A 12149-nucleotide genomic window follows, 5' to 3' on the forward strand; every position below is an offset into this window, starting at 1 on the left:
GTCACGGCGAGTTCTCCCCAGGCGGAACGGGCAGGGCGTCGAGCAGCGAACGGGTGTAGGGGTGGCGGGGCTCGCGCAGCACCTGGCCGCGCGTGCCGGTCTCCACGACCAGGCCGTCCTTCATCACGCTCACCTCGTCGGCGACCGCCGACATCACGCCGAGGTCGTGGGTGACGAGGAGGACGGCGAGGCCGAGGTCGTCGCAGAGGCCGCGCAGCAGGCGGAGGATCCCGGCCTGCACGGTCACGTCGAGCGCGGTCGTCGGCTCGTCGGCGATCAGCACCTCGGGCTCGCAGGCCAGCGCGACCGCGATGGCGATCCGCTGCCGCATCCCGCCGGAGAACTGGTGCGGGTAGCGCTTGAGCGCCTCCTCCGGGCCCGGGATGCGCACCTTGGCGAGCAGGCCGGCGGCCCGCTCCCGTGCCTCGTTCCTGCCGAGGCGCAGGTGGTGGCGCATGTGCTCGGTGAGCTGCCGCCCGACCGTCAGCATGGGATGCAGGCTGGTCGACGGGTCCTGGAAGACCATGGCGATCTTCGCGCCGCGCACCTCGTTGAGCTCGCGGGCCGGCATCTCCAGCAGGTCACGCCCGCCGAACTCGATCCGTCCCGAGCTGCGGGAGCCGTGGGGGAGCAGGCCGAGCACGGCGAGACCGGTCATGGTCTTGCCCGAGCCGCTCTCCCCGGCGAGACCGTGCACGCGGCCCGCCTCCAGGCTCAGGTCCACGCCGTGCAGGACGTCGTGGCCGCCGATCGACACCCGCAGCCCCTCGATCGTCAGCGCGGCGCTCACAGTGCACGCTCCTTGATGGCCCGGGCGGTACGTGGGTCGAGCGCGTCGCGCAGCGTGTCGCCGAGGAAGTTGAACGCGAGGACGACCGTCAGGATGGCCAGCCCGGGGAACGTCGCGACCCACCAGCTGTCGAAGACGTCCACCCCCGCGGCGACCATCGCGCCCCACTCGGGCGACGGCGGTTTGGCGCCGAGCCCGAGGAACGACAGGCCCGACAGCAGCAGCAGCGCGGTGCCGATGTCGAGGGTGGCGAGCACCAGGACCGGCCCGGTGACGTTCGGCAGCACGTCCACCCGCAGCGAGCGCCAGGCCGAGAAGCCCAGCAGCCGGCCGCTCAGCACGTACTCCCGCTCCCGCACGCCGAGCACGAGGCCGCGGGTGACCCGCGCGTACGCCGGCCAGGCGACGACGAGCACGGCGAGCACCGCGTTGCCGAGGCTCGCGCCGAGGGCGGCGGCCACGACCATCGCGAGGATGACGGTGGGGAAGGCGAACACGAGGTCGGCCAGGCGCATGATCGTCTCGTCCACCCACCGGCCGAAGTAGCCCGCGCAGGCGCCGAGCAGGCCGCCGATCAGCACCGACAGCACCACGAGCAGCAGCGTGAGCGGGATGGACACCCGGGCGCCGTACATGACCCGGCTGAGGATGTCGCGGCCGAGCTGGTCGGTGCCGAGCCAGTGGCCAGGGCCGGGCGGCGCGAGCCGGGGCAGCTCCTGGGCCAGGGGGTCGTGCGGCGCGAGCACCGGCGCGGCCAGCGCGACCACGATCCAGGCCAGCGCGACGACGACGCCGACGACCGCCAGCGGCCGCCGCCACGCCTCGGGGAGCCGCCTCGCGCGGGTGCGCGCGAACAGGCCGGCGCGCTTCACGAGACCCTCACTCTCGGATCGACGACGCCGTACAGCACGTCGACGACCAGGTTGATGACGAGGTAGACCACGCCCACCACGAGACCGACGCCCATGACGGCGGGCAGGTCGAGGGTGGTGGCGCTCTTGTAGGCGTACTGGCCGACCCCCGGCCAGGCGAAGACGGCCTCCACCAGCACGGTGCCGGACAGCAGGCTGCCGAACGCCAGACCGGCCACCGTGATGACGGGCACCAGCGCCGGGCGCAGGACGTACCGGAACAGCACCACGCGGCCGGGCAGGCCCTTGGCGCGGGCGGCGCGGACGTAGTCCTGCCCGAGCACCTCCAGCACGGCCGAGCGGGTGAACCGCGTCAGCAGGCCGATCGTGTAGAGGGCCAGCACGAGCGCCGGGGCGGCCAGGTGGCCGACGGCCGAGGAGAACACGTCCCACCGGCCCGACAGCAGGGCGTCGACCGTGTAGAGGCCGGTGACCTGCGGCGGCGGGGTCATCCCCGGGTCGATGCGGCCGCTGCCCGGAGTGATCTGGAGCCGGAAGAAGAACACGTAGAACGCCATCAGCGCGAGCCAGAAGGTCGGCACCGAGATGCCGACCAGGCTCAGCACCCGGAGCACGTGGTCCGCGAAACGGTCCCGGCGCAGCGCCGCGACCACCCCGAAGCCGACGCCGAGGACCAGTGAGACGACGATCGCGGCCCCGGCCAGCTCCAGCGTGGCCGGCACGGACTGGGCGAGGTCGTCCAGCACCGGGCGGTGACTCTGCTGGCTCGTCCCGAGGTCGCCGTGCAGCAGCCCGCCGAGGTGCGCGAGGTACTGCTGCGGCAGCGGCCGGTCGAGGCCGTGGTCGGCCCGCCACTGGGCCACGATCGCCGGGTCGCCGAGCGCCCGCTGGCCGAGGTTGGCGGCCACGGGGTCGCCCGGCACCAGGTTGGTCAGCACGAAGGTGACCAGCGTGATCCCCACCGCCAGCAGCAGCGCCGTGACGATCCGCCGGACCAGGAACCGGGCGAGCGGGCTGCGCACCGCCCGGTTCCCCGTACGCCGGCTACTTCGCGCCGAGGTCGGCGACATTGATCGTCCACACGGGGTGGTACTCCACGCCGGTGACGGAGGCCGCCGTCACGATGTTCTGCCCGGGCTGGATCAGCGGCATGAACGGACCGGTCGCGTTGAGCTTCTGCTGGAAGTCGGTGAACGCCTGCTTGCGGTCGTCGTCGGTCACCGCGGCGCCGGCCTTGTCGGCCGCGGCCTGGACGTCCTTGTCCGCGCCCGCCTTCCAGCCGGACCGCAGGCCGACCAGCTTGCCCGGGGCGAACGACAGGTAGTTGCTGGGGTCGGGGAAGTCCGGGCCCCAGTACCACAGGCCCAGCTCCTCCTTGCCGTTGCGGTAGTTGTCCAGGGCGGTGGTGACCGGCGCGGGGGCCAGCTCGACCGTGATGCCGACCTCCTTGAGGTTGGCCTGGATGCGCTCGGCCAGCGGCTGGAAGGACAGGCCGTTCACGGTCAGCTCGCTGGGGTACTCCAGCGTGACCTTGGGGTCGGCCACGCCGCTCGCCGCGAGCGCCGCCTTCGCGCCCTCGACGTCGCGGGCGGCCGCCTGGTCGGCGGGGAGCGCGCCGAGGAACATCGACGGGATGATGCCCGAGGCCTGCGTCGAGCCCTCGCCGGCCAGCTCCAGCAGGCCCTGGTAGTCGATGCCCTTGCGCAGCGCCTCGACGAACTTGGGGTTGGAGGTGACCTTGCTGACGCCCGGGTCCTGGTTGGCGAGCAGGAAGAACACGTACGCCGAGGCGGTCCGCTTGACCTGCAGGCCGCCGGAGACGCCGGAAACCTGGTCGCCGGACAGGTTCAGCGCCACCTGGCTGTCGCCGCGCTGCACGTTGAGCTTCTGCGTGGCCGACTCGACGTTGCGGATGACGACCTTGTCGTAGTACGGCTTCTTCGCGCCCCAGTACTTGGCGTTCGCCTTGAGCACGACCTGGCTGCTCACGTTGAACGACTCGATGGTGTACGGTCCCGAGCCGGCCGAGGCGGAGTTCAGGTACTGCTCGGCCTTGTCGTTCGGGTCGTTCGTCGCGCCGTTCTCCTTGGCGACCTTCGAGTTGAGGATGCCGAGGGCCGGGTTCGGGAGGATGTACGGCAGCGCCGGGTTGGGGGTCTTCGACGTCAGCGTGATGGTCGTGTCGTCGGTCTTGGCGACCTCCACGCCGTCCAGCAGGAACGACGGCGTGCCCTTCATGTCGCGGACCCGCGTGAGGGAGAACACGACGTCGTCGGCCGTCACCGGGGAGCCGTCGGCGAACGTGGCGCCCTGCCGCAGCTTGAGCGTGAGCTCCTTGCCGTCGGGCGACAGCTCGTACGACTCGGCGAGCGACGGCACCGGCTTGGTGACGTCGGAGCCCTCGAACGTGAGAAGCGTGTCGTAGGTCGCCTTGTCGACGATCAGGCCGGTCGGCTCGTAGGTCCGCCCGGGGTCCGCCGTCTTGAGGTCGAACGAGGTGTCGATCACGAGCGTCTTGCCCGCGGCGCCGCTCTGGGTGCTGCTGGACGAGCCGCCGCCGGAGCAGGCCGCGAGGGCGAGGGCGCCGGTGAGCACAACCGGCAGCAGGCCGGCCCTCACCTGCCACGAACGGGTCGTCATTATGTGTCCTCCGAAAACAGGCCAACTCGTGGCCGTATGGACGTTTGGTCGCCGATCGTCCAGGATTGTGCTGCAGAAAGTCCAGCTCATGAGGCCGAACCGAGACGAATCTCCCGTGGAGGAAGAACCAGTGACCGAAATGTCAAGCAACTCGGGGTCCGGAGGCGGGGCCGCTGGACGGATCGGCATCGGCCTGGAGCTGGACGCCACCCACCTGAAGATCCTCGAGGTGCTCAGGGAGAACGGGCGCGTCTCGGTGTCCGCGCTCGCCGAGCGGGTGGGGATCTCCCGGGCCAACGCGTACACGCGGTTCGAGGCGCTGCGCGCCGACGGCGTGATCAGGCGGTTCACGGCGGAGATCGACCACCAGCGGGCCGGCCTCGGCATCGTCGCGCTGATCTTCGTGACCGTGCGCCAGCAGATGTGGCGGCAGTTCCGCGCCCAGCTCGCGCAGATGCCGGAGGTGGAGTACTGCGCCATCACCACGGGGCAGCACGACGCCATGATCCAGGTAAGGATGGCCGACGTGGCCGAGGTGCACGCGATGGTCACCGAACGCCTGGCCAACATCCCGGCCGTCAAGGCGACCGAGACCGTGTTCATCCTGGACGAGGTGCTCAGGCGGCCGTACGTGCTGCCGAGCGATCACGAGCGGGAGCGGGGCCGGGGGACCTCGCGGCGGCCCGGCTCCGCCCCCTCGCCGGAGCCCGAGCAGGGGCAGGGGCACGGGCAGGGGCTGCCGCTCGGCAAGATGCGGTTCGTCGGGGCGGCCGAGGGCCGCGCCGCGCTGCGCGACGAATCGTAGGTTTCAGACCACTTCGGCGCAGATGCTGATGTGGGTGGTGTCGTCGTCCTCGAACTGGAACTCCTCCACCAGGCGCAGCCGGCCGTCCCCGGCCGTCTCGATGCGGCTGGCGCCGCGGCCGCTCGCGCGCTCGCCGGTCTTCAGCAGGTGGACGTAGGAGATCTCGATGCGGTCGGCGTCCCGGGTGCCGACGAACCGGCCGTGGACGACGGTGTCACCGGTGTAGTGCCCCCAGATCACGCCGCCCGACTCCTCGTACGCGAACTCGGTGGGCGCGTCGGCGTTCACCTCGCTGGCAGTGGAGCTGATCATGACGAAGCGGCGGCCGTTGAGCAGGTCTGTGTCGTTCACGAGTTCGCATCGTGCCGTTTCGCACGAGATTCGCAACTCGCTCTGGACGTTCCGTTCACCGGGCCCCGGCCGGGCGTGTGATCCGTCCAGGACACACGCCGCGGCCGGGCCGCGGGGCGGACGGCCGTGTCAGCGGCCGACGATCTCGGCGAGGGCCGCGAGCGCCGCGCCCCGTGCGCCGGCCATGTCGAGGTCCTCCACCAGCGTCACGGTGGTTACCCGCCGCTGCTCCTCGCGCAGCAGGGTGTGTTCGCGGACCTTCTCGAGGAACCACTCGCGGAAGTGCGGGGCCGCCTCCACCACTCCGCCGCCCAGGAAGTACGCGTCCGGGTCGGTGAAGTTGGCCGCGATGGTGAACAGCCTGCCGATGGCCATCGCCTGCTGTTCGAAGACCTTGAGCGCGAGCGGGTCGCCGTTCTCGGCGTAGCCGCGCAGCAGCTTGGCGGCCTTCCCGGCGGACCCGGCCCGGTGGAGCTCGTGATCGGGAAAGCGAGTCAGCCAGTAGGGCAGCAGGTTCTTCTCGATGCCGGTCAGCGAGGCCACGCTCTCGGCGTCCCCGACGAAGCCGCAGTTGCACTCGGGCAGCGGCTGGTCCTCCTCCAGCAGGCCCTGCAGGGGGATGTGGACGTGCCCGAGCTCGCCGGCCATCCCCGCCGCGCCCTTCACCACGTGCCCCGACTGGATGACGCCGCCGCCGAGGCCGGTGCCGACGATGGCGGAGACCGACGAGTGCTGCCAGGCGTCGGGCCCGAAGCGTACGTGATGGGAGTAGAGGGCCGCCGCGTTGCCGTCGTTGTTGTAGACCACCGGCACCCCCAGCCGGGACTCCAGGGCCCCCCGGAAGTCGAAGCCGAACCACCCGGGATCGACGAAGTTGGTCGCGCCCTTCGAGGAGATCACGCCGTCGGCGCTGGCCGGGCCCGGGGTGTCCAGTCCCACCGCGCGCACCGTGGAGCGCGGCGTGCCGGTCAGCTCCAGCACGTTGTCGAGGGCGAGGAGGAGCTGCTCGACCGCGACCTCAGGACCCTCCCGTACGAGGCTGGGCGTCTCCACCATCCGGTCCACGAGGAACCGCCCGGAGGCGTCGAGAACGGTCGCGTTGTTGCTGGTGCCGCCGTTGTCGAGCCCGACGACGACCCAGGACCCTGCATCTGCCATTGGGGGATGTCCTTTGCGTTCGTGCGTGTCAGTGCGAAGACTACGAGAGCCGGCGCCCGCGGGCACAGGTCGGGGCGCAACAGGCGGGAGGCGTGCCGCGCGGGGGCGCGCACGGTGAAAGATTCAGTTCGGGCCGCGGCCGTCTCCGGTCGTCTCCGGCGGTGGCGGTGCCCATGAGCTGCGCCGGATGCCGCCGTCGGCCGGGCGGTCCCGCCCCGGCGCCGAGGGCGTCCGTTGACCGGTCAGGCGACCCGGAGAAAACATCTGCGTCCGGGGGCCGCAGCGTCGCGACCCGTCTGTCCCAGGGCCCGCGGCCCGAGCGCGCGCGCCTGCCCGAGACTGCCCGCCCGTCCGTGCCTGTCCGGCGGGCGCGGCGCGGGCCCGGGCGGCGCGCCGAACGAGCGGATGCGCAGAAATCGAGGTACGCATGAAGCAGTTCCGTCCTGTCCGAGGGGTTCGCCCCGGCGCCGGTGGCCTGCCGGGCTCTCCGGCGGCGCGCCTGGTCGCGGCGCTCGCCGCGCTGGTCGCCGGTCTCGTGGTCGTGCTGGTGCCCGGCACCGCCTCCGCGGCCCCCGTGTGCAAGGTGGACTACACGACCAACCAGTGGCCGGGCGGCTTCACCGCGTCGGTGCGGCTGACCAACCTCGGCCCGGCGGTCAGCGGATGGACGCTGCGCTGGACGGCGGGCACCGGCCAGCAGATCACCAACGCCTGGAGCGCCCAGGTCAGCCAGTCGGGTACGGCGGTGACCGCGGTCAACGTCGGCTACAACGGCTCGCTGGCCACGGGCGGCACGACCGACTTCGGGTTCCAGGGCACCTGGTCGGGCAGCCTCACGACGCCGTCCGACTGGTCGCTGAACGGCGTGTCGTGTGACGGCGGCGGGGTCTCCCCGTCGCCCTCGCCGACGCCGTCCCCGACCGTCGACCACTCGCCATCCCCGTCCCCGTCGCCGTCGCCGTCGCCGACTGTCGACCACTCGCCGTCCCCGTCACCGTCCCCGTCACCGTCGCCCTCCCCGTCACCGTCGCCCTCCCCGTCACCGTCGCTGTCGCCCACGCCGTCCGGCTGCTCGGGCAGCGGCCTGGTCGTCTGCTCCGGCTTCGAGGACCAGTCGGGCACGCCGTCGGGTGAGTGGCAGGTGACCACCCCGAACTGCTCGGGCAGCGGCACCGCCACGATCGACTCCACCACCGCGCACAGCGGCGGCAAGTCGCTGCGGATCAACGGCGGCGGCAACTACTGCAACCACGTCTTCGCCTCGAGCACCAAGAACGTCTCCGCCATCTCGCCCGTGGTCTACGGGCGCATGTGGGTGCGGCACACCACCGCCCTGCCGGCGAACCACGTGACCATGATCACGATGGCGGACTCCAGGGACGGCGGCAAGGACCTGCGGATCGGCGGCCAGGGCGGCGCCCTCCAGTGGAACCGGGAGTCCGACGACGCCACGCTGCCCGAGCAGAGCCCCACCGGGGTCGCGCTGAGCAGCCCGCTGCCCGTCAACCGCTGGGTGTGCCTGCGCTTCCAGGTCGACACCACGAAGCAGGCGATGCGCACGTACCTGGACGACCAGGAGATCAGGGGCCTCACGGTGGACGGCACGCCCACGCAGGACGTGGACGCCCAGTGGCTGCGCCGATCCACCGCGCCGCGGCCCACGACGCTGCGCCTCGGCTGGGAGAGCTACGGCAGCGACTCCGACGTCATCTGGTACGACGACGTGGCGCTGGGATCGAGCCCGATCGGCTGCTGATCACCGCAGGTCAGGGGTAGATAGCCGGGTGTCCGCCAGATGCGGTCAGGCTCGACCGTGGTCCCGTTTTCGTCCGGCGCCCGGCCTTCCGAGGGGAGGCCGGGCGCCGTATCCGAGGGGAGAGGGACATGACCGACGTGCAGCACCCGATGCCGGAACTGATGAAGGAAGGCGACGTCGTCGACCTGCTCGTCCACCAGCACGCGCTGATCAGGGACATGTTCGACGAGGTGGAGCACACCGCGCCGGGCGAGCGCCGTGAGCCGTTCCGGCGGCTGGTGCGCATGCTGGCCGTCCACGAGACGGCGGAGGAGGAGATCGTCCACCCCTACACCCGGCTGCGGGTGGACGGGGGGACCGGCGTGGTGGCCGACCGGCTCAAGGAGGAGCGCGAGGCCAAGGTGATGCTCAGCAGGCTGGACGAGATGGGCCCGGAGCATCCCGGCTTCATGGCCGAGCTGGACAGGCTGCGGATGGCCGTGCTCGCGCACGCGCGGGCCGAGGAGCGGTACGAGTTCACCAGGCTCCGGGCCGAGACGACGGCGGCCGAGCGGCGGGCGATGGCCCTCGGTGTCCGGGCCGCCGAGGCGATGGCGCCCACCCGCCCGCACCCGGGCGTGGAGACGATGACGAGGAACCTGCTCCTGGGCCCGCCCGCGGCGATCATGGATCGGGCGCGGGACCTGATCCGCCAGGCGCTGCGCAGGTAGCAGGCCTGCGAGCCCCCGGCTCGGGCCCGCGCACGTACGGACCCGAGCCGGGGGTTCGCCCGGTCAGTGGGTGCGCAGGCTGTAGAGAGGGTGGGCGCCCTCCAGCTCCAGGCGGTACTCGTCGCCCGACTTGGCGCGGTTCTCGTCGATGACGCGCTCGCTGGGCGGTTCCTCCCCGCCCATCAGCTGCTCCTGCCAGCGCTGGAACCGCTCGTGGGCCTCCTGGACGTAGCCGGTGCCCAGGGTGGTGTAGTCGATCTGCGTGGCGATCAGCTCCCGCAGGTAGTCCTTGTTGGGCTCGAACGTCACCGGCTTGGGCAGCGCCGGGGCCAGCAGCTGCTCCGGGTCGCGCCCGTCGTGCCGGCGGAACAGCTCCGCGGCGATCCGCAGGTGCTCCAGCTCCATGTTGAGATGCAGCTCCCAGATCGTCTTGACCTTCGGGTCGGACTCGGTCTCCATGAAGGAGTGGTAGAGGTAGCACTCGTTGTACTCGTGGTTGAGCAGCTGCTCCCACCACGTCTCGCCCGGGTCGACCAGCGACTCGTAGTGCGTGACGTGCTCTTCCTCGATCAGCCCGATCTCCTGGTAGAGCTGCCGCGCGATCGGCTCCATGTACGTCGGGCCGACGTTCATGTAGAAGTTCATCGTCTGCTGCTCCGCGGACATGACGGTCAGCGCGTGCAGCTTGGAGATCGCCTGTGCGGTCTCGCGGTTGTAGTGCTCACGGACGTTGTCGGCCGGGTGGCGGTGGTGCATCTTCGTCGGCCGGCCCGGCATCACCTCGGTCACCCGGTCGACGATCTTCTCAGCCTTGCGGTGCTCGATCATCTCGTACAGGTTGGCGTAGCGGTACAGGTGATCGAAGTCCTCCAGCACGCCGAACTGGTAGGCCTGCTTGAGATAGGGGTCGGGCTCCATCCGGGCGACCCAGGCGGTCAGGTCCACCGCCACCTGCTCATAGGCGATCGTCGTCTCCAGCACCGAGGCCAGCCCCGGCAGCAGCCAGTTCACCGTCCTCTGCTGCTGTGCCTCGATGTAGCGCACCTCAGCCAGCCGCTGCCTGACCTCCAGATCGGCGTGGTGCCGGGCGAGATGATGGCTGAACATGATCGCCTCGATCTCGATGCCGTTCATCGTGATGATCCGGCACCGGGTGTAGGGATCGGCGCGGTCGGGGTCGATCGGCGTGACATTCAGCTCGCGCCAGTTGCGCAGCTGCCGATCCAGCGGTATCCCCCGCTCCTGCAGCGGATTGAACGTCATCTCGGTGCTCCTCCCCACGATTGGCGCTGGGCGTACCCAAGCCGCGGAATGCGACAAACGTGGACATTCGGAGCTTTGCCCTAGATTGTCATCCGGCCGCGAGGGCCACCCGTCAGCCCGCGGACGACGTCCTGGAGTGCGGGTCGCCGACCCTTTTCGACTGCGGTGAGCCCCGCTCGCGCAGGAAGATCGCGAGCAGGACCATGGAGGCGACCGCGAGGAACTCCGACTGCCAGTTCTGCAGCGTGCGGTTCCAGAAGTCGGCGGAGGTCACGTAGCCGCCCCAGCCGACCGGGTCCTCCAGCCGGGCGAGCTGCTCGTTGTTGTACGCCGCGAGGCCCGCGACGGACTGGGCCAGCCAGGACAGCAGGAAGAGCAGGCCCATCGCGATGCCCAGAGAGTGGCTGAACACCGTCCGCCGCCAGCCGTCCGCCGCCGCCCACGCGGGGGAGCCGGGCTCGGCGTGCCGGCCGGCCTTCTGCTCGGCGTCGGTCTCCAGGCCCTCCTCGCCCCGCTTCTTCGACTCCGGCGAGCCGCGCTGCACGAGCCAGACCGTGATGAGGATGTAGAGGAAGAACTGCAGATACTCCGACTGCCAGTTCTCAGCGACGTCCACCGCGAAGGCCGACGAGGTGACGTAGTCGGCCCAGGTCACGGGAGAGCCGCCGCCCGCCACCCGCTCCTCGCTGAACGCCGCCGCGCCCGCCGCAGACTGCCCGGCGAGGCTCAGCAGGAACAGCAGCAGGAAGCACAGCGCGAGCGCGTTGTCCCTGATGAGGCGCTTCACCGCCGCTACCTCCCCGCCAGGCCGACGACGATCACGTAGGCGAGAACCAGCACGACCGTGACCAGCAGCACCGCATAGAGCGTCCGCGCGCCGTTCACGCCTCCACCTCGCATTCGTACGGCTGTCCCGGCCGGGGTTCGCAGCCCGCGGCCCGCACCCGCCAGCCCTCGGGGAACCGGTGCAGGAAGAGCGTGTCGCCGTCCACCCGCACCCGCGCCTCGTCGCCCCACACGTCGACGCCGCGTACGGCGCCCGTGCGCAGGCCGGCCGACACGATCTGTCTCTCGCACTCGTCCAGCGAGCGCGCCGCCTCGGGGGCCAGGAGCAGACATGCCTGGCCTCCCCGGCCCTGCCCGGCCCCGGACAGGAAGCGCTCCGTCGTCGCGGTGATCGACGCGTCGTCCGCGGACGCGCACCCCGCGGCGACGAGTGTGAGGCAGACGACCGCCGTTGCTCGAATGCCCATGGATCGCGACTACCCGGGGGACGGAAGTGAAACCTGCACACAGTTTTTCGTCAGGCAGATGGGATTATTCGTCGGTTACGCGTAATATGGGCGATTCCGGAAGGAGTTCCGGGTGGGGTCATCTCACCAACGGAGGTGGGATCCTTGCACGACTTCCAGGTGTCGGTGGCGCAGTCGCCCCCCTTCACCCTCATCACCCTCAGCGGTGAGCTCGATGTGCTCACGGTCCCCGCGCTGCGCGAGCAGGTGGCCCCCCTCGTGGCCCGTCCCGCGACGCGCATCCTGTTCGACCTGGAGAGGCTGCGGTTCATCGACAGCGCCGGCATGCGCGTGCTCATCGACGCCTGCGTCCGCAACCCGCCCAAGGACGGAGACGGCGCGGTCTGCGGGATGAGCCCTCAGATGCGCCACCTGTTCTCGCTGCTCGGCCTCAGCTCGCGGCTCACCATGTATCCGACCCGCGCCGACGCGCTGCGCCGTTCGGTGGCCGAGCCTCCCGACGCGGCTCACATGAACTGATCTCCCGGCGTGTGCCCGCGGCCGGTAGCCGC

General features: G+C 71.0%; 13 protein-coding genes. 4 read left to right on the top strand and 9 right to left on the bottom strand.

Translation table 11 applies throughout. From position 1 onward, the window contains the following. Window position 1 precedes the first annotated feature (1 nt). The 4 genes from HHX41_RS18395 to HHX41_RS18410 are packed head-to-tail and all read right to left on the bottom strand — an operon-like array spanning window position 2 to window position 4302. Window positions 2-790 carry an ABC transporter ATP-binding protein gene (locus HHX41_RS18395; RefSeq protein WP_182906950.1) on the bottom strand — a complete coding sequence of 263 codons (789 nt, stop codon included), beginning with the start codon at window positions 788-790 and terminating at the stop codon, window positions 2-4. Beyond that, window positions 787-1662: an ABC transporter permease gene (locus tag HHX41_RS18400; protein WP_310742049.1), complete on the bottom strand. Its 876-nt coding sequence runs from the start codon at window positions 1660-1662 to the stop codon at window positions 787-789. The genes HHX41_RS18395 and HHX41_RS18400 overlap by 4 nt, the downstream gene beginning before the upstream one ends. Continuing rightward, window positions 1659-2684, bottom strand: coding sequence for an ABC transporter permease (locus HHX41_RS18405; protein WP_310742050.1), 1026 nt, complete (start codon window positions 2682-2684; stop codon window positions 1659-1661). The genes HHX41_RS18400 and HHX41_RS18405 overlap by 4 nt, the downstream gene beginning before the upstream one ends. A 22-nt stretch (window positions 2685-2706) precedes the next feature. Continuing rightward, window positions 2707-4302, bottom strand: coding sequence for an ABC transporter substrate-binding protein (locus HHX41_RS18410; protein ID WP_169984448.1), 1596 nt, complete (start codon window positions 4300-4302; stop codon window positions 2707-2709). Between the two features lie 139 nt (window positions 4303-4441). Between HHX41_RS18410 and HHX41_RS18415 the strand changes: the two genes are divergently transcribed. Further along, window positions 4442-5107: an Lrp/AsnC family transcriptional regulator gene (locus tag HHX41_RS18415; RefSeq protein ID WP_249350435.1), complete on the top strand. Its 666-nt coding sequence runs from the start codon at window positions 4442-4444 to the stop codon at window positions 5105-5107. A 3-nt stretch (window positions 5108-5110) separates the two neighbouring features. Here HHX41_RS18415 and HHX41_RS18420 read toward each other — a convergent pair whose 3' ends face one another. Together HHX41_RS18420 and HHX41_RS18425 are read right to left on the bottom strand one after the other, a co-directional pair. Further along, entirely contained in the window at window positions 5111-5458 is a 348-nt protein-coding gene (locus HHX41_RS18420) for a hypothetical protein (protein ID WP_182906952.1), read from the bottom strand. Window positions 5459-5587: 129 nt separating this feature from the next. Further along, window positions 5588-6616: an ROK family protein gene (locus tag HHX41_RS18425; protein ID WP_169984445.1), complete on the bottom strand. Its 1029-nt coding sequence runs from the start codon at window positions 6614-6616 to the stop codon at window positions 5588-5590. A 427-nt stretch (window positions 6617-7043) separates the two neighbouring features. Between HHX41_RS18425 and HHX41_RS18430 the strand changes: the two genes are divergently transcribed. Together HHX41_RS18430 and HHX41_RS18435 are read left to right on the top strand one after the other, a co-directional pair. Then, on the top strand, window positions 7044-8372 hold the full coding sequence (locus HHX41_RS18430) for a cellulose-binding domain-containing protein (RefSeq protein WP_182906953.1): 1329 nt from the start codon (window positions 7044-7046) through the stop codon (window positions 8370-8372). Between the two features lie 128 nt (window positions 8373-8500). After that, window positions 8501-9082, top strand: coding sequence for a hemerythrin domain-containing protein (locus HHX41_RS18435; protein ID WP_182906954.1), 582 nt, complete (start codon window positions 8501-8503; stop codon window positions 9080-9082). Window positions 9083-9145: 63 nt separating this feature from the next. On the opposite strand, the gene HHX41_RS18440 is transcribed toward HHX41_RS18435, so the two are convergent. The 3 genes from HHX41_RS18440 to HHX41_RS18450 all read right to left on the bottom strand — a co-directional run bounded on the left by HHX41_RS18440 (window position 9146) and on the right by HHX41_RS18450 (window position 11598). Beyond that, window positions 9146-10345 (bottom strand): hypothetical protein, encoded by a 1200-nt coding sequence (locus HHX41_RS18440; RefSeq protein ID WP_182906955.1) that lies wholly within the window; start codon window positions 10343-10345, stop codon window positions 9146-9148. Between the two features lie 112 nt (window positions 10346-10457). Continuing rightward, complete coding sequence (locus HHX41_RS18445; RefSeq protein WP_182906956.1) at window positions 10458-11132, bottom strand: DUF6766 family protein; 675 nt, start codon at window positions 11130-11132, stop codon at window positions 10458-10460. 94 nt (window positions 11133-11226) lie between these two features. Beyond that, a complete protein-coding gene (locus HHX41_RS18450) occupies window positions 11227-11598 on the bottom strand; it encodes a hypothetical protein (RefSeq protein ID WP_220504190.1) in 372 nt (123 codons plus the stop codon). Between the two features lie 144 nt (window positions 11599-11742). On the opposite strand from HHX41_RS18450, the gene HHX41_RS18455 reads away from it, so the two are divergent. Next, a complete protein-coding gene (locus HHX41_RS18455) occupies window positions 11743-12117 on the top strand; it encodes an STAS domain-containing protein (protein WP_182906957.1) in 375 nt (124 codons plus the stop codon). Window positions 12118-12149 lie beyond the last annotated feature (32 nt).

The sequence above is a fragment of the Microbispora sp. H13382 genome (assembly GCF_014161445.1).
Lineage (GTDB): Bacteria > Actinomycetota > Actinomycetes > Streptosporangiales > Streptosporangiaceae > Microbispora.